The 19538-nt window shown below is 35.5% G+C and carries 24 protein-coding genes and 3 pseudogenes; 8 read left to right on the forward strand and 19 right to left on the reverse strand.

All coding sequences use genetic code 11. From position 1 onward, the window contains the following. Positions 1 to 74: 74 nt before the first annotated feature. The 3 genes from J7E16_RS08225 to J7E16_RS08235 all read right to left on the reverse strand — a co-directional run bounded on the left by J7E16_RS08225 (position 75) and on the right by J7E16_RS08235 (position 1661). Entirely contained in the window at positions 75 to 281 is a 207-nt protein-coding gene (locus J7E16_RS08225) for a hypothetical protein (RefSeq protein WP_214890811.1), read from the reverse strand. A 100-nt stretch (positions 282 to 381) separates the two neighbouring features. Beyond that, positions 382 to 1239, reverse strand: a complete 858-nt coding sequence (locus J7E16_RS08230) for an SDR family oxidoreductase (RefSeq protein ID WP_214890812.1) — start codon at positions 1237 to 1239, stop codon at positions 382 to 384. Between the two features lie 2 nt (positions 1240 to 1241). Then, positions 1242 to 1661: a MarR family winged helix-turn-helix transcriptional regulator gene (locus tag J7E16_RS08235; RefSeq protein ID WP_214890813.1), complete on the reverse strand. Its 420-nt coding sequence runs from the start codon at positions 1659 to 1661 to the stop codon at positions 1242 to 1244. 295 nt (positions 1662 to 1956) lie between these two features. Between J7E16_RS08235 and J7E16_RS08240 the strand changes: the two genes are divergently transcribed. Together J7E16_RS08240 and J7E16_RS08245 are read left to right on the forward strand one after the other, a co-directional pair. Then, positions 1957 to 2949: a metal ABC transporter substrate-binding protein gene (locus J7E16_RS08240; protein ID WP_214890814.1), complete on the forward strand. Its 993-nt coding sequence runs from the start codon at positions 1957 to 1959 to the stop codon at positions 2947 to 2949. A gap of 130 nt (positions 2950 to 3079) precedes the next feature. Continuing rightward, positions 3080 to 3331, forward strand: coding sequence for a fatty acid kinase subunit FakA-related protein (locus J7E16_RS08245; protein WP_214890815.1), 252 nt, complete (start codon positions 3080 to 3082; stop codon positions 3329 to 3331). Between the two features lie 58 nt (positions 3332 to 3389). On the opposite strand, the gene J7E16_RS08250 is transcribed toward J7E16_RS08245, so the two are convergent. The 5 genes and pseudogenes from J7E16_RS08250 to J7E16_RS08270 form a co-directional block, all read right to left on the reverse strand. Then, complete coding sequence (locus J7E16_RS08250) at positions 3390 to 3680, reverse strand: hypothetical protein (protein WP_214890816.1); 291 nt, start codon at positions 3678 to 3680, stop codon at positions 3390 to 3392. A gap of 466 nt (positions 3681 to 4146) precedes the next feature. Beyond that, positions 4147 to 5571 (reverse strand): DASH family cryptochrome, encoded by a 1425-nt coding sequence (locus J7E16_RS08255; RefSeq protein WP_214890817.1) that lies wholly within the window; start codon positions 5569 to 5571, stop codon positions 4147 to 4149. 59 nt (positions 5572 to 5630) lie between these two features. Next, a pseudogene (locus J7E16_RS08260) lies at positions 5631 to 6590 on the reverse strand (IS30 family transposase). A 216-nt stretch (positions 6591 to 6806) separates the two neighbouring features. Then, complete coding sequence (locus tag J7E16_RS08265; protein ID WP_214890818.1) at positions 6807 to 7073, reverse strand: Txe/YoeB family addiction module toxin; 267 nt, start codon at positions 7071 to 7073, stop codon at positions 6807 to 6809. Then, complete coding sequence (locus J7E16_RS08270) at positions 7058 to 7312, reverse strand: type II toxin-antitoxin system Phd/YefM family antitoxin (protein ID WP_085559758.1); 255 nt, start codon at positions 7310 to 7312, stop codon at positions 7058 to 7060. Before J7E16_RS08270 ends, J7E16_RS08265 begins: the two co-directional genes overlap by 16 nt. Before the next feature lie 181 nt (positions 7313 to 7493). Between J7E16_RS08270 and J7E16_RS08275 the strand changes: the two genes are divergently transcribed. Both J7E16_RS08275 and J7E16_RS08280 read left to right on the forward strand, forming a co-directional pair. After that, the gene (locus J7E16_RS08275; RefSeq protein WP_214890820.1) at positions 7494 to 7709 is read left to right on the forward strand and encodes a DUF8460 domain-containing protein; all 216 of its coding nucleotides are present in this window, start codon (positions 7494 to 7496) and stop codon (positions 7707 to 7709) included. Between the two features lie 432 nt (positions 7710 to 8141). Further along, a pseudogene (locus tag J7E16_RS08280) lies at positions 8142 to 8228 on the forward strand (tyrosine-type recombinase/integrase); the annotation flags it as partial. Here the strand turns inward: J7E16_RS08280 and J7E16_RS11440 are convergent. From J7E16_RS11440 to J7E16_RS08300, 4 genes and pseudogenes are all read right to left on the reverse strand, one after another. Further along, positions 8229 to 8512 (reverse strand): annotated as a pseudogene (locus J7E16_RS11440) (transposase); the annotation flags it as partial. 41 nt (positions 8513 to 8553) lie between these two features. Continuing rightward, positions 8554 to 9543 carry an LTA glycolipid anchor biosynthesis glycosyltransferase, IagA/BgsA family gene (locus J7E16_RS08290; RefSeq protein ID WP_214890824.1) on the reverse strand — a complete coding sequence of 330 codons (990 nt, stop codon included), beginning with the start codon at positions 9541 to 9543 and terminating at the stop codon, positions 8554 to 8556. A gap of 57 nt (positions 9544 to 9600) precedes the next feature. Then, entirely contained in the window at positions 9601 to 10194 is a 594-nt protein-coding gene (locus tag J7E16_RS08295) for a TVP38/TMEM64 family protein (RefSeq protein WP_214890825.1), read from the reverse strand. Positions 10195 to 10254: 60 nt separating this feature from the next. Beyond that, positions 10255 to 11409: a glycosyltransferase family 4 protein gene (locus tag J7E16_RS08300; protein WP_214890827.1), complete on the reverse strand. Its 1155-nt coding sequence runs from the start codon at positions 11407 to 11409 to the stop codon at positions 10255 to 10257. A 674-nt stretch (positions 11410 to 12083) separates the two neighbouring features. Here J7E16_RS08300 and J7E16_RS11520 point away from each other — a divergent pair. Genes J7E16_RS11520 through J7E16_RS08315 form a run of 4 tightly spaced genes read left to right on the forward strand, consistent with a single transcriptional unit; the run spans position 12084 to position 13145 of the window. Further along, positions 12084 to 12218 (forward strand): hypothetical protein, encoded by a 135-nt coding sequence (locus J7E16_RS11520; RefSeq protein ID WP_285439393.1) that lies wholly within the window; start codon positions 12084 to 12086, stop codon positions 12216 to 12218. A gap of 15 nt (positions 12219 to 12233) precedes the next feature. Further along, on the forward strand, positions 12234 to 12923 hold the full coding sequence (locus J7E16_RS08305) for a ComEC/Rec2 family competence protein (RefSeq protein ID WP_214890879.1): 690 nt from the start codon (positions 12234 to 12236) through the stop codon (positions 12921 to 12923). Between the two features lie 2 nt (positions 12924 to 12925). Next, complete coding sequence (locus J7E16_RS08310) at positions 12926 to 13021, forward strand: DUF3006 domain-containing protein (protein WP_214890887.1); 96 nt, start codon at positions 12926 to 12928, stop codon at positions 13019 to 13021. Positions 13022 to 13040: 19 nt separating this feature from the next. After that, positions 13041 to 13145 (forward strand): hypothetical protein, encoded by a 105-nt coding sequence (locus J7E16_RS08315; protein ID WP_251006129.1) that lies wholly within the window; start codon positions 13041 to 13043, stop codon positions 13143 to 13145. 575 nt (positions 13146 to 13720) lie between these two features. Here J7E16_RS08315 and rpsI read toward each other — a convergent pair. From rpsI to J7E16_RS08350, 7 genes are all read right to left on the reverse strand, one after another. Continuing rightward, positions 13721 to 14113: a 30S ribosomal protein S9 gene (gene rpsI, locus J7E16_RS08320; RefSeq protein ID WP_214890830.1), complete on the reverse strand. Its 393-nt coding sequence runs from the start codon at positions 14111 to 14113 to the stop codon at positions 13721 to 13723. Positions 14114 to 14126: 13 nt separating this feature from the next. Then, on the reverse strand, positions 14127 to 14573 hold the full coding sequence (gene rplM, locus J7E16_RS08325) for a 50S ribosomal protein L13 (protein ID WP_214890831.1): 447 nt from the start codon (positions 14571 to 14573) through the stop codon (positions 14127 to 14129). 482 nt (positions 14574 to 15055) lie between these two features. Further along, the gene (locus J7E16_RS08330; RefSeq protein ID WP_214890832.1) at positions 15056 to 15544 is read right to left on the reverse strand and encodes a GNAT family N-acetyltransferase; all 489 of its coding nucleotides are present in this window, start codon (positions 15542 to 15544) and stop codon (positions 15056 to 15058) included. Continuing rightward, a complete protein-coding gene (gene truA, locus J7E16_RS08335; RefSeq protein ID WP_214890833.1) occupies positions 15519 to 16358 on the reverse strand; it encodes a tRNA pseudouridine(38-40) synthase TruA in 840 nt (279 codons plus the stop codon). Before truA ends, J7E16_RS08330 begins: the two co-directional genes overlap by 26 nt. A gap of 93 nt (positions 16359 to 16451) precedes the next feature. Next, positions 16452 to 17249, reverse strand: a complete 798-nt coding sequence (locus J7E16_RS08340; protein ID WP_214890834.1) for an energy-coupling factor transporter transmembrane component T family protein — start codon at positions 17247 to 17249, stop codon at positions 16452 to 16454. Beyond that, a complete protein-coding gene (locus J7E16_RS08345) occupies positions 17246 to 18136 on the reverse strand; it encodes an energy-coupling factor ABC transporter ATP-binding protein (protein ID WP_214890836.1) in 891 nt (296 codons plus the stop codon). The genes J7E16_RS08340 and J7E16_RS08345 overlap by 4 nt, the downstream gene beginning before the upstream one ends. Next, entirely contained in the window at positions 18112 to 18951 is an 840-nt protein-coding gene (locus J7E16_RS08350) for an energy-coupling factor ABC transporter ATP-binding protein (protein WP_034546893.1), read from the reverse strand. Before J7E16_RS08350 ends, J7E16_RS08345 begins: the two co-directional genes overlap by 25 nt. Between the last annotated feature and the right edge of the window lie 587 nt (positions 18952 to 19538).

The raw sequence follows: 19538 nt of genomic DNA on the forward strand, positions 1-19538 counted from the left end.
TTAACAATTAGGGCTCAACTCAGTTCAGTTCAATAGCTAGAAAGTAAGGCGTAAAATAGAATAGCTACAAGTGGCTAACTTAAACTTGAAATTTTCGTAAATTGTTTGATTGAGATTTCAAGTATTTTATATGTAAATAAAATTAGTCCAAAGGCTAAAGCTAAGGAACTTAATTGCATTAAAAAGCTACCTATAGTCGTATGAAGTACATTATTCAAAATAAATGTTACAGCTGCATATGAAATTGCTAGGATCCAAAATTGTTTTTTTTTTATTTTCATTATGTCACTCCTTTTGTACAAGAAAAAGTCTATTTTTATTGTCATGCTGCTTGAAAAAATAAGTGAAATTATTTTTGGTAAAAAACTTTTAAAATATTTGTTAAGTGAAGTATTTCAGGTTATCCTTAGAAAATTCTTCAAATGTGCGAGGTTTTCTATGAGTTAATTCATAAAAACCATTAGTAATTTCTTTAGCTGTTCCCATTCTTGTCATAAAATATAATGCTACTGTCACGTTGACATAGGCTTTATCTAAACCTCTTTTTTTAATGTAATAATTTCTGTATTTCAAATAGCCAGGTTTTGTATACGTAATCTTTCTTCCTGTTACTTTGCTCAAAACCTCTGCTACTTCAAAGTAATCCAAAGCCTCTGGACCGGTTATTGTATGTGCTGTATTTTTGTATTTCTCTGGATTATGAAGTAAAACAGCTGTTGCAAATCCTATGTCAGCGGCGTCGATAAAGCTAGTTTTACTTCTTCCAGCAGGAATAAAAATTTTATTTTCTTCTCTAATTTCAGTAGAGTGAATGCCAGATAAATTCTGCATGAAAAATCCTGGGCGAACATGAGCATAAGGAATTTCTAGTTTTTCAATATATTTTTCGATTTTATGGTGAGGAGGTATTGGATTATTTTCAACACCCATCAAAGAAAGAAAGGTCACTAGTTTAATATTATGAGCTTTAAATGCATCAATGATCGGATATAGATCCTCGGGCTTCCCAAGGTGAGGAGGTCGCATAAGAAATACTCTATCTACACCCTCCAATGCTTTGTCGAAAGTGGTCTTGTCTTGAAAATCAAAATAGACCGTTTCAACCTGATTCCCAAATAGATCACTTAATTTTTGAATATTCGTACCTGCAGCCACTACTGGTTCTTTAAGTTTCACTAATTCTCTTGTTACATAGCTTCCGACATTCCCTGATGCACCCGTCACTAATACCTTCATCATTCTCACTCCTCACTTAATAGTTCATTTGCTTCTTGTAGCAATTGAATGAACAAACTAAATTTTTGATCCCCCATTTTCTCTTCAAGTAAATCCATGGTTCTAAGGTATTCTTTAGCTGTAGATTCCAGGAGTTCATGGCCTTTTTCGGTAACTTCTACCGTATAACTTCTTCTGTCTATTTTAGAGGGTTTTTTAATTAAATATGTTTTTTTAATTAGTGAATCAATCATATCAGTAACAGAAGGTTTTGCTATTCCGAAGAAATTACTTATCATAAGCGGTGTCACTTTATCTTCACTTTTTTGCACATATATTAATGCACCCATCTCACTGGCTCTTATAGGTATACCCATCTTTTTATTCATCTGGAGACGGCAAAACCTTGAAACAACATCCCTGCTATCCATTATACTTTCTTTCATAAATACACCTCAATATAGTTAGTTTAACTAACTATATTGTATCTGATAAAAAATAGTTGTCAATTGATAATTCCCCCTAATTAGTGAGGATTATCAGCATAGATTAGTCTTGGTGGATAATTTCATTATATGAATCAGTTTTAAAATTAATTTAGAAAAAGCTTGCTAATAAAATAGAAATAGTTTAACATTTAAATCGTAATCGTTTCGTTTTAAATATAATTTATAACTGTAATACATAAATTGTACCTTTAAGAGAAACTGAATTAATTAAAAAATAGGTGGGTGTGTAAGAATGAAAAAGGTTAACACAGTAAAGTTATTATTATCATTGATTGGTTCAACTGCCTTATTAGTAGCCTGTGGAACAGAAAGTTCTCAGTCTGGAAGCACCAGTGAAGTAGAAAGCAGTGAGAGCAACAATGAAAAATTGCAAATTGTAACTACTTTTTATCCCATGTACGATTTTACAAAAAATATAGTTCAGGATACTGCTGATATTTCTTTATTAATACCTGCAGGAACAGAACCACATGATTTTGAACCAAGTGCAAAAATGGTTGCAGATATCGAAAATGCTGATGTTTTTATTTACAATAGCGATGATATGGAAACATGGGTACCTAGTGTATTAGAAAACATTAAAGATAGCGAGACAGTAATTGTTAATGCAAGTGAAGGAATAGACTTTATTCATAATGAAGAATTGGAAGAACATGATCATGAAGAAAATCATGTAGAAGATAGTGAAGAAGATCATGTTCATGCTATTGATCCTCATGTATGGTTAGATCCTGTTTTGGCTCAAACAGAAGTATTGACTATTCAGGCAGGTCTTATAGAAGCGGATCCAGATAATGTAGACCTTTATGAAGCTAATGCTGAAACATACATTCAAAAATTAGCTGACTTAGATCAAGAATTTGAAAAAGCATTTGAAGGAGCAGAAAATCGTACTTTTGTTACTCAACATGCAGCGTTTGCTTACCTTGCTCAGCAATATGATTTGACTCAGATTGCAATTTCAGGATTATCTCCTGAATTAGAACCAAGTCCAGCAAAGCTAGCAGAATTGTCTGTTTTTGCAAAAGAAAACAACGTAAACTATATTTATTTTGAAGATAATGCTTCTTCTAAAATAGCTGAAACATTAGCAACTGAGGTTGGCGTAGAATTAGCTGTGCTAAGCCCAATTGAAGGAATAACTCAAGAAGATCAAGATGTAGGTATAGACTATATTCAACTCATGAAAAATAATCTTGAATCTTTAAAGAAAAGTATTAATTAATGGCTCTTAGTTATAATTGAATTAAGTTCGTAGTTTAACCAAAAAGCAATATTTGTTAAGCATGTTTATATGTTAGACTTAGTGAGTATTTTATTTACTACTTTTTAACACTAAGAAATGAGGAACAGCTATGATTGAATTTAAGTACGATACACAATTATTAATAGAAGGTGAAAATTTATCTGAAGATACTATTAATCAAAATATAACTCAAAATTTTGAAGGAGATTGCTTACTTGTTGTTGGCGATTCTGATTTAATAAAATTACATTTCCATACAAATAAACCTTGGGAAATTGTAGAATATTGTTCTTCTTTGGGTGAAATATTTGATATTGTTATCGAGGATATGAGTAGGCAAGAAAGAGGATTGCAAGGTTAATGATAAGGTGAAATATACTGACCCCCAAATGTTAGACCAAAAATCTAACGTTTGGAGGTCATTTTTTTATGGCTAAATATAATTTTGAATTTAAATGGATGGTCGTGAAGGAATACATAAAAGGGCTTGGTAGATATAAAAAGTCTTCTATCCACTGATCATCCATTTCTTCTGACAAAGGACATTTTAGCCCCTTTTCTTTAGCCAGCTGAAGTATTTCAGTAACTTTCGGTCGACCGTTCCCAGTGCTTGCCGAAATAGCTTGTAAACTCACATCATTATCGACCATTTTCATTCTTTTACGACAGTGAAAATTATACAAAATACCTCCGATACAATAGTTTTGCACATGTCTGTGCTCCTTTATTATATGGGAGGTACTGTTATTTTAGTTCAATTATTATTTTGATGGTAGCCTTCTTGACAATGTGTGGTGATCTTTGTGTCACTGGCTGGTAATAATCATGTCACTAATGATAATTCACAGTGGCGGATATCAATATTTTCTAATGATAATAGTAACTCATTAACAAAACTGCTATATAGTTATCTGCATCTTGAAAGAACCGTCAGTACTTTTTCTTTACTGATTATACCAATTAGTAAAATATACTTTAGAATCTGATTTGTCACACTAAGCTAGACAAATCAGACGATTACAACAATGAATGCGGACAATGAAATAATCAGTAAAAGCTGCAGCTGCCCCTTATTCATTACAAGGAGCAGCTTTTTTTGAATGTTTCATAAGGTCTATTTTTTAAATTTCTTTGACACAGAATTTTGATGGAGATGACCTCGATGTTCTGAAAGGTTTACTCTAGACCTAATTCTTTTGTACGCTTCCTCAGAGATTCCTCCTGGTCTACAATAGTCTGAGGCCAGTCAACGAATTTCCGCAACTCTTCAGGATTATAAACCACGTGCCCCGGTAAACTCTCGGGGAGCTTCAGCCAGTGCTTAGCGTAACGTCCTTTCGGATCGTAGCGAATGCCTTGACCCACTACATTAAAAGCGCGCAGTTCACGCATATCCGTTCCAACGCCTGCCTGATAGGCCCAGTTCCCGTAATTGCTTGCAGGATCGTAATCAATCAGCTGTTCTTCAAAGTATTTTGCCCCCCAAAGCCAGTTGACAGCAAGATTTTTCGTCAAAAAGCTTGCTACGTTTTGTCTTGCCCGATTACTCATGTAGCCTGTGGCATTCAATTCCACCATGGCCGCATCAACCAGCGGATAGCCGGTTTCGCCTTTTTTCCAGGCTTCAAAGTGCCTCAAGTCGTCATGCCAGATCAATTCCTTTTCCAACAAACCTTTCTTTAAAAATAAGCGCTCTTGCGTAGCCAGCATGAGCCACTGAAAATACTCACGCCAAAGTAATTCAAAAAACAACCAATAACTGGATTCATTTCTACCGTGTTCGGCTTCCATCTGCATAATAGTCTGATACACCCTTTTCGGCGATAAACAGCCGTTTGAAAGCCAGAATGACAGCTTGGAGCTGTCATCAAAAGAAAGCAGTCCGTCACGTGTCTCTTTGTAGGTGAAGAGGTGCTTCGGATCATCTACATAGGCATGAAGTCGTTCAAGACCTGCCGTTTCTCCACCCTTCACAATACCTGTGCTTCCGGGATATTTGTCCTTTAACTCTTCAAGAGCTATAGGCATTTTAACCAGTCTTATTTCGGGTTGTTTCCCCGATGCTTCCTGAATCACATCCCATTCTGATCCGGTGTATGGATGATTTTTTTTGGGAACAGACAGCTTTGTTTCAATTTTTTTTCTGAATCGTGTAAAGGACATGGGAAATGCCGCAAGTTCGACAGGCAGCTGATCACGCCTGAACAACATATGCCCCTCACTCACATGCCAGTTAGTCTCGGACATCTTTGCCATAAGTCTTGACAAATCCTGACGTTCCTCAAAACCCGGATGGTCATGCACAAAAACATGCTCAATACGCTGGTCGATCAGCCAATTCGATAAAACCGTTTTAATTTTTCCGTGTAAAATTGTAAGTCTGATTCCATAAGTATGCAGAGAAGTTGCCAAATCCTCCAGACTTTCAATCAAAAAGCGTCGTCTATTTGCTCCTATCCGCTTCATATTCAATAGGTCTTCTTCATCAAAACGCTCGTCCCACACAAATACGGCATGCACTCCTTCACCATTTTTAACCGCATTCAAAAACGGCTGATGGTCATGTAGTCTTAAATCGTGGCGAAACCAAATGGCATTCATCTTTACCCACTCCTCTATCACGCTGTATATGTTATTTCTACACTTCTCATTCTGATTTGTCAAATTAAGCTAGACAAAATATCTTCACTCATATAACTAAAAAATACTTCCAAAGGTGTTTGATACTTTAATGATTTTCTTGGAATATTATTTCTCTTGTCTGCAATGGAGGAAACAAACGATTGGTCGACTTGATTAAAGTCCATTTCTTTTGGCAAGCCATCTTTTCGGAGGAGACCGTTAGAATTTTCGTTTAAAGCGTGTTGTGAAGGTGTTCCAGGATCCGCAAAATAAATGGCGATATCGTGGCGGTTGCATAATGATTTCCAGTTAGAAAATTCTTTTCCACAATCAAACGTGATAGAGCGGAATAAGTTTCTTGGAATGACTTGAAACCAATGATTCATAGCTGTTTCAATGTCGCTGGCCTTATGTCCATCAGGTTTCAAGGTAATAATGACTTTCGACAAACGTTCCACTAACGTTATGACCGCACTTTTATGCTGGACACCTACAATGGTGTCGCCTTCTATATGTCCAAATTCTTTAGTGAATTGAGGGTAATCTTTCTCTCTTTCTGAGATATTCCGCTTGAAAGCCTGTTTTCCCCGACGTTCTTTATGACCATTTGGCTTTCTCTTCCCCTTCATTGGGAGTGTGGTTTCATCAAAGATTTTTTCTTTGAATTGGCGGTAAAGGGTACGAACAGAACACTTAATGGACTCTTCCGCCCGACCAATAATGACATCAGGAGTCCAACCTTGAGTAATTTTCTCTTTGATGTAGGTCTGTTGTTTCTTTGAAAGGATGATTTTATGACGGCCACAACGCTTCTTGTTTTCTTGGTACCGCTAGTAATAGTCAAGGGCTGTATGGCCTTCTTTAAAGAAATTAATGACGTTATAAATGGGTGTTCGCGTTCGATTCAAATAAGCAGCGATTTTCGCAACTGGGATACTTTTGTGGTAATAAGATTCTATCATCACTAGCTCATCCGTGGTAAGATGTGTGTAGGTCATTCGTGATCACTCCTATGTCTTCTTTTGTCGGAAATACATTTTGAGTGTACCACGAATGGCTTTTTTATTTGTCTAGCTTAATTTTAAAATCGGCGATTTAAAACATCTCAATACATGAAATCAGATAAAATAATGTATCGAAGAACTTACTTTGACAAGGTTTTTTCTCATCATTTTAATCAAAAAAGATAGAAACTTACTTTAAAAAATAAGTTTCTATCTTTCATAGTGCGTCCAAGCAGACCAAATAATGACTTCTTTTGCGTCATTATCTACCGAATAAACCAACCGGTGTTGAATGTTTAAACGGCGTGAATAGTTATCTTTTAAATTACCAACTAATTTCTCATAAGGCAGCGGATTTTGAAACGGATTCTCTTTTAATACGTCCATTAAATCTTTAAATTTTTGATCTAAATGAGCAGATTTTAAATTTTTAAGGTCTTTCATAGTTGATTTTGCTAATTTTACAGAGTATCCCAATCGATATCCTCCAATGCAACAAATTCATTTTCTTGTTCACGCTGGTGAATCACATCAGCTACTCCATAAGAATGAAGGTACAAGGTTTCTTGAATAGCATCCCAGTCTTTTTTACTGACCATAACCGCTTCACTTTCTTCATTTTTTCCTGAGATATAAACGGGTTCATTAGTTTTATTAACGTCTTTCAATAATTGGTAAAAGACTTTTCTAGCTTGACTAGGGTTTACGATCGACATAAACTATTCCTCCTTTTAGTTTCTTTTATTATAACGTACTTATTCAAGTACGTCAAAACGATATGAATACATGAAAATGCTTAAAATAGTGTATGTAGAATCTTATTTTACTAAGGTTCTTTTTTATCAGTATACCTAATACAATTAATTTTTAGTTACACTGGTGAAAGGGAGGTGACTTATGGGAATCTTTAAAAGTATGATAGAATTTAAATGGCCTATATTGCTTTTTGAATTAATTTTTTTGATTGGTGGAATTTTGCTAATAACTACCGGAATTAAAATACAAAAACAAAGCCAAACCTCAGCTTTAATTAGTATAGTTATAGGGACAATAATTACGTTAATTTCACTTTATATACTCTTTTGGACATTTATAGTTGGATATAATTCTTAACGAGCTGAGATTTACCAATTCTAATTACTTAGATACATGAAATTACATAGAATCATGTATTGAAAGACAAGAGATTAATTTGTACGATTTCTACCGTTTTTTTCTGTTATTATAAAAATAAAAACCAATCAAAATTAATAACAATATAGGTATTCCATAAGCTAAAACTCCTACTAATCGATCTGCTAAAAACAAAATAAAAAACCTCTTTTCAATTTTTATTTATAGTATGACATAAATCAAGGAAATATATTCGTCTAGGTTAATCTTAAATTTGTTTTTTTGAAATTACAATACATGAAATTATATAAAAACGTGTACCAAGAATACTGTCTCTATAGGGTTCTTTTTTTATAGTGACCTTCAATATAGGAACGTATGATATAACGAATGAAATCATGTATCGCTTTTGTTAGAGGAGAGGACTTTTAAATGAGCTACAATATCCAACCATTATATACTCAACAAGAAATAAACGCATTTTTATTCTGTTTAAGACGCAATAAAAATGCGGATCAGGTCAGAAAGATTCATGACAATAAAAACATGACGAAAGAGAAATTCGCCGGCTTCAAGTATTTGACCCTATACAGATCCAATGCCAACTAGGCTACGTTTATGCTTGATAGGGCGTTGAATGATAATGAACTTCTCACTCTTCTTATTTTTTAATTATTACCGTAAAGCATTAACTTTTCAGCTATTTGACCTAATTTACGATTGTTTTTTAATTGAATCACATAGTGATCAGCCTTTGCTTCACGTAGATCATACAGGCCAAAAGTAGCAAACCCATTATCTCCACAACCTTTCTTTTTCACAAATCCCTTATAAAATATAAGATTTACTGGTCATATATATTAATAAGCAACCTACCTATTAATTTTAAATCACGCTGTTCAGCAATACGATAACCACTTTTGGTTATATCCGGAAGGCTGCCTTCTAAAATTTGAGTTATTTTTTCTTTGAAGTCGTAGATAGTAATTCCTTTATACACCGTTTCACCATCTGACAGCCAATCTTTATACACAGGAATGTCCCTGATCAAAACAGGTATTTTAGAAGCGAGAGCCTCAAGTAAGACTATACCCTCCGTTTCCTCATGTGTCAGAAACAAGAATAAATCACTTCCGCAATAGGCATCTCTCAAATCATTTCTATTTACATAGCCGGGGAAATGAAGATTTGGCAAAGACTTTTCAATTATTTCCCTTACTGAATGTGGGACAAGATGTGAGTTTGTATATCCAAACCAGTAAAACTGATATTCCGGCATTTGCTCTGCTATCTTTACAAAGTCTAAAATACCTTTTCTTTCAATATAGTGCCCAACTGAGATGATTGCTTTTTCTTGTTCCTTCAAGTCGTATTTATCACGGAACCTTTTGCGTGCATCGTAATTCCGTTCAAAATAATCAATATCAACTCCATTGGAAAGGCTAAATATAGGACGTTTTAATCCATAACTCTCTAATAACATTTTTGAATACTCTGTAGGTGTAATAACGATATCAGCACTATTATAGCAATAAATTATCCATTTTTTTAAAATTGGTGCAAGCAAATTTGAACCCCGAAAAGAATTTTTAAAATCTTCCATAGTAGAATGTGCATAGTAAATAACCTTTTTGCTTTTCCTCTTTGACATTATGCTCATGATTCGGGAATCCGGAAAAATAGTATTAAGATGAATAATATCAAAATCATCTCTGCTATCCATAGTATAAGGAATACCTAATAGTTTTAAGGTCTTTTCCTGTTGGCGTACCGCTTGTCCTATACCGCTTTTATTCACTATCTTCAAAGATCCTGAATACAATAAAACCTTCATTTATCTTGCCATACAAAATAAACATATCTTAGTATCATCATGCTTTTCCTCCTTAAATTAATTGAGCAGCTGAACTAACCATTGGAAAACGGCGTTTAGTCCAAAACTATAAGCTGCTATTCCAAAAGGCTTTCCTAATAGAATGATCAGTGTAAATTTTAATAATCTCATTTTTGTTGTCCCAGCGAGATAACACAAAAAATCATCTGGAGCAATCGGGAAAATAATTGCTAGTGTAAATAAAACTGAAAAGTTTTTATTTTCTGTCCATTTCATGTACTTGCCATGCAATCTAGGGATAAAGAGTGATTTAATTATTCGCATACCATACCGTTTAGCAATCAAAAAAGCTAAAACCGATCCTATACATATGCCAACATAGTTATAAATAAACCCCATTTGAGGCCCAAATATCACTAATCCCCCGAGCATTCCGATTCCACCAGGTAAGATAGGAAACACAACTTGAATAGCTTGAAAAACAACAAATATGATTGGTGCCCATATACCAAACTTTTCAAGGTAGGCATTTAATGCACTTTCCGAGTATAAAATTTTTGTATACATACCGTAAACAATAAAAAATATGAATGCTACTGTAATTAAAACGGCCAAAACATCCATTTTTTTCCTCTTGTTTTTACTTTCCATAATCGATTACTCCTATTGTATTTATTGCGCACTATCCTAGTCAGATGTATCCCATAGCTTTTAATGATGATGATTTATTGTAGTCTGATAAATTTGTTCAACTCTCTTTGCAAAATCATTTGAAGAACAGTTACCTTTTACAATTTCTCTAGCATTTTTACTTAAACGCTTTTGTAGCCCTTCTTTTTCTAGTATCTCATCTAACTTCTCTTTAAACTGTTGAAATGATTGATATTCCCAACCATTTACACCATCCACAATCACGTTTTCCAGACATTGATCTTTTCTGCAAAGAGCCGGAATCCCGTTAGCTAATGCTTCTATATAAGTCAATCCTTGTGTTTCGCTGTTTGATGCACTAACAAATAGATCCCCCAATTGGTAATAAGAACTCACTTCTTGTGAACAAATCATTCCTGTAAAAATAACATGATTGGAAATACCCAAATCTATTACGCGTTTTTCTAATGCTGCGCGATGTGGTCCATCACCCACTATTAGCAAGGTGATATTCTGTCTGTTTAATTGTGAAAAAAAGAATAATATCTCTTCTAGATTTTTTTCTTTTGCTAGTCGCCCGACATATATAAGCACACGGTCATTAGAGGGAATACCTACCTTGCTCCGAAGTCTTTCTTTTTCTATGTCATCCAACTGGATTTTAACTCTCTCTAAATCTATCCCTGTTGGCACAACTTGTATTTCTTGTTTCACGCCGTAGTCAACTAGTAAGGAACGCACTTTATCAGTAGGCGCGATTACACACTCACTGTGACTCAAAACTTGTTTAGTAAAAATTGCAACCATCTTTTTACCCCATTTTTTATTCGGTGAAAAATAATGAGTATAATCTTCATATAAAGTATGATAAGTATGAATAATTGGTATATCAACTTCCTTTGCTATCTGTTGTGCCATAAAAAATGTACTAAATTCACATTGCGAATGGATGATATCTGGATACCAGTTAACTAATTCCTGAATATATTCCTCATCAACAGAAAAGGCCAGCCTTGCATTAGGATATATTTTACCAACACCAGTAGATCCAATATATATAACCCCATCTTTATGTGATGACTTCCTATTCCCTGATAATGTGAGTATTCTGACCTCATGCCCTAGTTTTTGTAACCCATTCTGTAAATTGACTATAGATGTGACCACTCCATTTATAGCAGGGACGTACTGATCAGTTGTAATTAAGATTTTCAATCGTCTTCCCGCCTTTATAGTTTTATTTATGTCTATCATCTTGAATGATTCATATTAAGAGTTTAAATAACGACTAAAAAATCTTTTTTTCAATCTATCTTGCTACTAACAAATTTTTTTTGGTTTATATCTACCTTCTTTAACTTTCTTGTTTAGACAACCTGAATTCAATTAATTAACTTACAAGATGTTATACTGGGACCAATGAAGTTGGAAATAGTGAGACCTTACTTAATTTTAAACTAATTTTCTAAATAAAAACAATCATATACTTAATTATAAATTATTTGAATTAATCTGCGTATAGTAAAAGTATCAAATTTAAAGGAGACTACATATGACTATTTTATTCCTGTACTACAATGAAGGGGTTGTTCTAAAAGCATATGAACTAGAAGAACACTATTTTGTATAATTTAGCTTTCTTGAATTATGTGAACCATATTCTAGCCCTAATAAGCTTTTTGCTATTGAATTATCAAAAGAATTAGCTGATCTTCACACTAAAGATTTGCAAAATTTAAAGAAAATGCTTAAATTCGATGAAGATTTAAATTCTCCTTTTTCCTAAAATAATTTACTTGTTAGTTTACTATACTCTTTTCTAAAAATAATATATGTTTTTAAATGGAAAAGTATAAATTAGCATGCATTATTTACTTGGAGGAGTACCTATGAAGAAAATAAGATTCCTTACTCTTATGCTATTATTTGCTTTATTTTTTACTGTAATTAAAGATGTTGAAGCTGCAAGTTCGGTTCAGGTTCATTTTTTTAATATTGGTCAAGGTGATGCTACCCTGATTTAAACGCCTAATGAAAATATATTAATTGACGGTGGCGATAAAGGTAAAGGTCCCGAGGTTGTTAAGTACTTAAAGAAATATAAAGTTACTACTTTAACTACGGTTATATCCGCTCACCCGGATGCTGATCACGTCAGTGAATTAGCTTATGTCATTAAAAACATGAAAGCGAATAAAGTTTATGCACCGAATATAAGTTATACTACTCAAGCATATAATGATTTTCTTTTATCAGTAAAAAACAAAAAATTAAAAATTACGGTTGCTAAACAAGGAGTTGAAACTCCTACAATAGCCAAAGATATTACGTTGAAATTTCTTGCTTCAGTAAAAACATATGCTAAAAGTGATTTGAATAACTGGAGTGCTGTTTTACATCTTAAACATAATAAAAAAGCATTCTTATTTATGGGTGATGCCGAAGCAAAAGCAGAAACCGATATGCTAGCAAAAAATTTAATTTCTAAAGTTGACGTTTTAAAAGTTGGTCATCATGGTTCTAAAGATTCAACAACTGCAAACTTATTAAATAAAGCGAAACCTACATATTCTGTCATTTCTGTAGGTAAAAATAGTTATGACCATCCTACTTCAACTGCTTTAAATCGATTAAAAGCTGTAAAATCAACTGTCTATCGAACAGATAAATCTGGTAATGTTATATTTACATCTAATGGTTCAAAAATTACGGTAAAGACGGTGAAATAAAAATGAAAAAAGGTATTATTGATCGTTTTGAAGGTAACCTAGCAGTAATAGAATTTGATTCTGACATGCGTGATATTCCCAAAAAAAAAGTTACCTGAAGGTAGTGAAGTTGGTGACTTGCTTATTTTCGATGGTGATTCGATTACTATTGATAAAGCTGGTACGGATAAATTAAGAACAGAAATAGAAGCTCTGATAAAAGAATTATTCGAAGAAGAATAGAGTTTTCCCGTATAGAAATAGCTCTGCCCTTTCCAGGGTAGAGCTATTTCTTTGTTAACAGCTTTTAAAGAACAATTTGTATCTATAAATTATCAGTATCAGCATCGTTGTGATAAAAAGAAGTTGATTATGCTTCTAAAATCTATAAAGCACAGAGTTGGTCACATCTACGAAAAATTTATATTAAATCTAAGAGTGAAGCAACTGAATTAATCAAATAATTAGGAATAATTGTTTACCTAAAATATCTCCTCAGGTTTTCTGTAATCCAAATGCTTTTTTATTATTTGAAAGTGGGGCAAATGTAAAAGATGTACAAGAAAGTTTAGGACATACAAGTATTCAAATTACTTTAGCTATTTTTACCCACGTTACTAGAAAATCAAAAAATAATATAACCGAAAATTTGCTAATTACGCTACTCGTTAAGCAGAAAAGGTCAATAAAAAAAAGACACTCTCCAAATATTGGAAAGTGCCTTTGAACATTGTAATTGAATGGTACTCGATTTCTCGCGAAATCTCCGTCCCATACTGTATCCGTAAGCGAATGAATTCGCAACGGCTCCAGCAATATTAACGTTTTGAGAATTGTGAAGCTTTACGCGCTTTTTTAAGACCTGGTTTTTTACGTTCAACCATACGTGGGTCACGAGTTAACAGACCTGCTGCTTTTAAAGCAGTACGGAAGTCTGGATCAACTTGTAGTAACGCACGAGAGATCCCATGACGGGCTGCTCCTGATTGTCCAGTGAATCCACCACCATTTACGTTTACATGTACGTCGTAGCTACCTAAAGTTTCTGTAAGAGCTAAAGGTTGTTTAACAACTTCGTGTAAATATGGGAATGGGATATATTCAGTGATGTCTCTTTTGTTCATGATGATTTTTCCAGTACCTGGTACTAAACGTACACGGGCAGTTGAATTTTTACGTCTTCCTGTTGCAATATATTGTGCTTGTGCCATCGATATTCCCTCCTTAAATTAAGTTTGTGATGTCTAATACTTCAGGTAATTGCGCTTGGTGATTATGTTCTGCTCCACCGTAAACATGTAATTTCATGCCTTGAGCGCGACCTAAAGTATTTTTAGGAAGCATACCTTTGACAGACAATTCGATTAATTTACGAGAATCTTTAGTACGTAATGCACCAGCAGAGATTTGTTTCAATCCACCTGGATTACCATCGATGTTACGGTAATAGATTTTGTCAGTTGCTTTTTTACCAGTTAATTTCGTTTTGTCAGCGTTGATTACGATTACGAAATCACCTGTATCAACATTTGGTGTGTAAGTTGGTTTATTTTTTCCACGTAAAATAGCTGCGACAACACTTGACATACGTCCCATTGGGATATCAGTTGCGTCTACCACATACCATTTACGTTCTACTTCATTTGGTTTTGCCATATAAGTTGTACGCACGTTTTATTCCTCCATATTCTTATCTGTTTGTTTGAATGCACAATAAGTTTCCGGGGCTCATCGTGGGGGCAAACAATACCATTTAATATTTTAACCTTTATAATGAATTTTGTCAATTATTTTAATAGAAATAAATTAATTTTTTCATATCTTGAAAATTTTGGATAGGCTTATCGATTTTATATTTTTAACAATGGGGTATGGTGTCACAAGTTTAGTTGTAATTTCTGGAGGAATAGGGGTTGCTTGTAGCTATGTCAAGGATTTAATGCGAATTACAAAGCATTAACGCTTTAGTGCTTATGCTTTGTTTGAGGCTTAAAAGTCTGAAGATTAAGGGTTTCAAGCTTCAGGCGTTCCCATAGCTTTCCACAAGCAAACCCGTCCATTCCAGAAGAAATTTTAGTTTAATCTACCTACACTATTTAGTTTGTACTGCTCTATTTTTTAAAACTACGAACTTTTCATATCAACTGTAACGACTAATCTAAAAAGTAAGCCATCAATAGGTCATCAATAAACTGGCCTTCGATCCAAAATTCATCTTTCAAACGCCCTTCTACTTGGAAGCCGTTTTTTTGATATAAGTGGATCGCTGCCGGGTTCGTAGACAATACGCGCAAGCTTAATTTGTGGATTCCTTGTTTAACCGCTAAAGCCTTGATAGCCGTTAGCAAGGCTGTTCCTACACCTTTACCTTGAAAAGCTGGATGAACGCCTACATCGACTTCCCATACCTTCTGGTGAGTCGTCAAGTTAGTTGGTGGATGGAATCCTAAAAATCCTGCTATTTCTTGGCTATTGGCTGCTAATGCGACTAGTTGGGAACCAGCGGAATAATGCTTCTGGTAATCCGCTACTGTTTCATAAGTCGTCACATGGGGCGTATTACCTAAATGCCAGATTTGATTTTCAATGGTTCTCAATTGGGGAAAGTCTTTTTGTTCACTTAACCGAATAATCCAATTCATTCTGCACCTGCTTTTCTACTACAATGCCTTCTTGATGATCAAAGTCTTTTACAGCTTCTGATGCTTTATAATAGACTTCCATCAAATACAATCCTTGAGGTTTAGCAGTTGGACCAGCTTCATCGCGGTCTTGAACTGCCAGCAGCCGTTTGATCTCATCTGCCGGGCGCAGCCCATTAGCAATTTGCAGTAATGTGCCGACAAATATGCGGACCATATTGTACAAAAAGCCGTTTCCCCTAAAGGTAAAGATCAATTCATTGTTGAAGACATCTTTTACGACACTAGCTTCATAGACCGTGCGCACTTTGTTTTCTCTGCCGCTGTTGCTGGCACAAAAACTGGAAAAATCGTGTTTTCCTTCAATATCTTTTAGCGCATTTTCTAATTTTTCCATATCGATCCGATAAGGGTGATGCAACGTATACAACCGTTTAAACGGATCTGGGATCTCGTTTAGATCGATACGGTATTGATATTTCTTTCCAGATGTATTGTAACGGGCATGAAAATCAGTCTCGACGATCGAAACGTCTTTCACAAAAATCTCATCCGTCGTTAAACTGTTTAATGCACGCTGCATATTTTTAGCTGGGATCATAAACGGGTAATCAAAATGAATGACTTGCCCTTTGGCATGTACCCCAGAATCGGTCCGTCCTGATCCGTAAATGATTACTTTTGTGCCTTTAGTCATGATTTTCAAAGCTTTTTGGATCTCGCCTTGCACTGTACGATCGTGTGTTTGGATTTGAAACCCAGCAAAATGTGTTCCGTCGTATTCCACGATCATTTTATACCGTATCCATTCCATTTGTTCAACTCCTTTTAAACTAACTTGTTCTTAGGGCATTAAAAGTCAAAGAACCTTTCATAGCTTAGCAGAAAGGTTCTTTTTCCTCTTGCATCAATTTCGCAATACGACTAATCCGACTGTCAGTAAAGCATACGCCATCATAGCGGTCGTGTCACGTGAGACCCACTCGAGTTGACGGTATTTCGTTCGTCCTTCGCCGCCTTTGTACCCTCTGGCCTCCATGGCTGTTGCCAATTCTTCTGCACGGTTAAAGGAACTGACGAATAATGGGATCAAAATCGGAACGATGGCTTTCATTTGTTGAAAAATATTGCCTTCTCCAAAATCAACTCCACGAGCACGTTGGGCATTCATAATTTTTTCTGTTTCATCCATCAATGTCGGCACAAAGCGCAATGCGATCGACAACATCAAGGCAATTTCGTAAACAGGTACTTTAACGACTTTCAAAGGACGCAATAAATATTCGATCGCATCCGTTAATGATAACGGCATAGTGGTCAATGTCAGCAATGTCGACATGAAGATGATCAAGACAAAGCGGCAAAAGATAAATACTCCGTTCAGCAAACCTTCTCGAGAGACGATGATCGGACCCCAATCAAAGTAGACCGTACTTCCACCCGTAAAGAGCACTTGCAAGACGACCGTAAAGAGGATCAGCCAGATCAGCGGCTTGATGCCATTGATAAAGAAACTCAACTTGATCGTCGATAAGCCGATCGCTGTTAATGCGAACAGCAATAACAGCAGATAGGTTTGCCAATTATTGGCTAAGAATATGATTCCGATAAAAATAACAGTACTTAAGAGTTTGGCACGCGGATCTAATTTATGGATCCACGAATCCCCAGGAATGTAACGGCCAAAAATCAATTTATCCATCATTCAGCATCACCTGCTTTTGAATCATTTGGCTGCTGTTTCAAGGCTTTAGCGATCTCATCCGCTAAATCAGCTGTTGTTAATGGCAATCCATTGAAGACAAGACCTGTTTTTTGGCTCAAGAGGCTGCCGAATGAAACTGTTGCAGGAACACCTAATTGTTTCGATTCAAGCCAAGCTGCGTCTTTAAACACGTCTTTAGGCGCACCTTCTTTAATGACCGTACCTTTTTCAAGTACCACCATATGATCTGCGTAATTTGCTACGTCATCCATTTGATGTGTGACCAAGATGATCGTCAATCCTTGCGTTCGATATAATCGATAGAACATATCCATCATTTCTTTTCGTCCTTGCGGGTCTAAACCAGCAGTCGGTTCATCTAAGACCAACACTTCAGGTTCCATCGCTAAAACGCCGGCAATTGCCACACGTCTCATTTGGCCACCAGACAGGTCAAATGGTGAGCGTTCCATATAAGACTCATCTAAGCCCACAATTGGCAGCATACGCTTAGCTAATGCAATGCCCTCTTCTTCAGTAGCGCCAAAGTTTTTTGGTCCAAAAGCGATATCCTTTGCGACAGTTTCTTCGAATAATTGCGATTCAGGAAATTGGAAGACGATCCCCACTTTCTTGCGGATGCCTTTCAAATTCTTATTGTTTGATTGTGATGTGATGACACGGTCGCCAATGGTCACCGTTCCTTCACTTGGTTTCATCAGTGCGTTCAAATGTTGCAGCACGGTTGATTTCCCACTGCCGGTGTGACCTACTAGAGCTGTAAAGCTGCCTTCTTTGATATGTAGATCGATATCGTAAAGGGCTTTATTTTGGAAAGGTGTTCCTTTTTGGTAAGTATAGCCTACTTTTTCGAAAGTAATGTCCATAGCCAGTCCACCATCCCTTCCTCAGTCAAATAATCTGCTGGAACCTCAATACCGCGATCTCGCAGATCACTTTTCAGCTTTTCAGCAAATGGCAGATCAAGACCCATTTCAATGAGTTGTTCGCCATAAGAAAAAATCTCTTCAGGCGTTCCTTCTTTTACCAATTCGCCATTTTTCATCACTAATACACGGTTAGCATTTGCCGCTTCATCGATGTCATGTGTGATCGATATAACGGTTAAATTCGCTTTTTCTTTGATCTCCTTGACCGTAGCCAGAACTTCTTGTCTGCCTTGAGGGTCAAGCATACTGGTAGCTTCATCCAAAATAATGATCTGTGGGCGCAAAGCTACTACACCTGCAATAGCTACCCGTTGTTTTTGTCCACCAGACAAACGAGCCGGTTCTTTTTCCATAAAATCTTGCATATTCACTCGTGTGATCGCACTTTTAACGCGTTCGATCATTTCATCTCTAGGAATGCCTTGGTTTTCTAGTCCAAAGGCAACGTCATCTTGCACGGTCGATCCCACAAATTGATTGTCCGGGTTTTGAAAAACCATTCCAACCATCTCACGGATATCCCAAATGTTTTCTTCGCTTAAAATAAGCCCGCCAACCGTCACCTCACCTTGACTAGGAGCAACCAATCCATTAATGGTCTTTGCAAGCGTTGATTTACCAGAACCATTATGACCAATGATCGCGATCCATTCGCCTTCTTCGATTGACAGAGAGATATTGCTTAGCGCTGGTCTATCATCGGTTTCATGATACTGATAAGAGATATCTTTTAACGTTATAATTTTATCCATTGAACATTCCTCACGTTCTTTACACTGAAAAAAGAATGCTTTCTCATCCAGTTTTTTAAATACAAAGTTAGTTAAGCCTAACAAAAAATAAGGCACGTTGCAATAAGCTCAAAAATTATCCCTTTTGTTAACTCTTAAATCACTTATTGCCTTAACAGTATAACATTACACAATCTTTTTCGGGGGGTGTCATGACATTATTTAACAGAATTTTTAATATTTTTATGAAAAAACCTTATTTTAAAATTGATTTCCTCTTTCATGGATGAATGAACACATTTTATGGCTCTACTTGTTCATGAGAGCCACCTTGAGGAAAGAGCGACAAGTCTTTTAGGTCTCACTCATCCCATGAAGCGCTGTTGCATAGACAAGTGACACCTATTCTTTTCTCCACTTGTTCGTCAAAGAGCATTTTTACCCCTTATCCACGAAGGATAGCGACCCCATAGCTCCACAAGCAAACCCTTCCATTTTAGAATAAATTTTATTTTAAAATACCAACACTATTTGTCATATAATCCTATTGTTTAGCATATATATCTTTTTATACTAAAAAAGGAAACAAATATATGGACACCCCCACC

The sequence above is a fragment of the Carnobacterium sp. ISL-102 genome, from assembly GCF_018612935.1.
Classification (GTDB): domain Bacteria; phylum Bacillota; class Bacilli; order Lactobacillales; family Carnobacteriaceae; genus Carnobacterium_B; species Carnobacterium_B alterfunditum.

What these genes read in the sequence shown, in the direction of transcription:
- J7E16_RS08225 (WP_214890811.1), bottom strand. Translation starts at nt 281, where the DNA reads ATGAAAATAAAAAAAAAACAATTTTGGATCCTAGCAATTTCATATGCA.
- J7E16_RS08230 (WP_214890812.1), bottom strand. Translation starts at nt 1,239, where the DNA reads ATGATGAAGGTATTAGTGACGGGTGCATCAGGGAATGTCGGAAGCTAT.
- J7E16_RS08235 (WP_214890813.1), bottom strand. Translation starts at nt 1,661, where the DNA reads ATGAAAGAAAGTATAATGGATAGCAGGGATGTTGTTTCAAGGTTTTGC.
- J7E16_RS08240 (WP_214890814.1), top strand. Translation starts at nt 1,957, where the DNA reads ATGAAAAAGGTTAACACAGTAAAGTTATTATTATCATTGATTGGTTCA.
- J7E16_RS08245 (WP_214890815.1), top strand. Translation starts at nt 3,080, where the DNA reads ATGATTGAATTTAAGTACGATACACAATTATTAATAGAAGGTGAAAAT.
- J7E16_RS08255 (WP_214890817.1), bottom strand. Translation starts at nt 5,571, where the DNA reads ATGAATGCCATTTGGTTTCGCCACGATTTAAGACTACATGACCATCAG.
- J7E16_RS08270 (WP_085559758.1), bottom strand. Translation starts at nt 7,312, where the DNA reads ATGTCGATCGTAAACCCTAGTCAAGCTAGAAAAGTCTTTTACCAATTA.
- J7E16_RS08275 (WP_214890820.1), top strand. Translation starts at nt 7,494, where the DNA reads ATGGGAATCTTTAAAAGTATGATAGAATTTAAATGGCCTATATTGCTT.
- J7E16_RS08290 (WP_214890824.1), bottom strand. Translation starts at nt 9,543, where the DNA reads ATGAAGGTTTTATTGTATTCAGGATCTTTGAAGATAGTGAATAAAAGC.
- J7E16_RS08295 (WP_214890825.1), bottom strand. Translation starts at nt 10,194, where the DNA reads ATGGAAAGTAAAAACAAGAGGAAAAAAATGGATGTTTTGGCCGTTTTA.
- J7E16_RS11520 (WP_285439393.1), top strand. Translation starts at nt 12,084, where the DNA reads ATGAAGAAAATAAGATTCCTTACTCTTATGCTATTATTTGCTTTATTT.
- J7E16_RS08310 (WP_214890887.1), top strand. Translation starts at nt 12,926, where the DNA reads ATGAAAAAAGGTATTATTGATCGTTTTGAAGGTAACCTAGCAGTAATA.
- rpsI (WP_214890830.1), bottom strand. Translation starts at nt 14,113, where the DNA reads ATGGCACAAGCACAATATATTGCAACAGGAAGACGTAAAAATTCAACT.
- J7E16_RS08330 (WP_214890832.1), bottom strand. Translation starts at nt 15,544, where the DNA reads ATGAATTGGATTATTCGGTTAAGTGAACAAAAAGACTTTCCCCAATTG.
- truA (WP_214890833.1), bottom strand. Translation starts at nt 16,358, where the DNA reads ATGGAATGGATACGGTATAAAATGATCGTGGAATACGACGGAACACAT.
- J7E16_RS08340 (WP_214890834.1), bottom strand. Translation starts at nt 17,249, where the DNA reads ATGATGGATAAATTGATTTTTGGCCGTTACATTCCTGGGGATTCGTGG.
- J7E16_RS08345 (WP_214890836.1), bottom strand. Translation starts at nt 18,136, where the DNA reads ATGGACATTACTTTCGAAAAAGTAGGCTATACTTACCAAAAAGGAACA.
- J7E16_RS08350 (WP_034546893.1), bottom strand. Translation starts at nt 18,951, where the DNA reads ATGGATAAAATTATAACGTTAAAAGATATCTCTTATCAGTATCATGAA.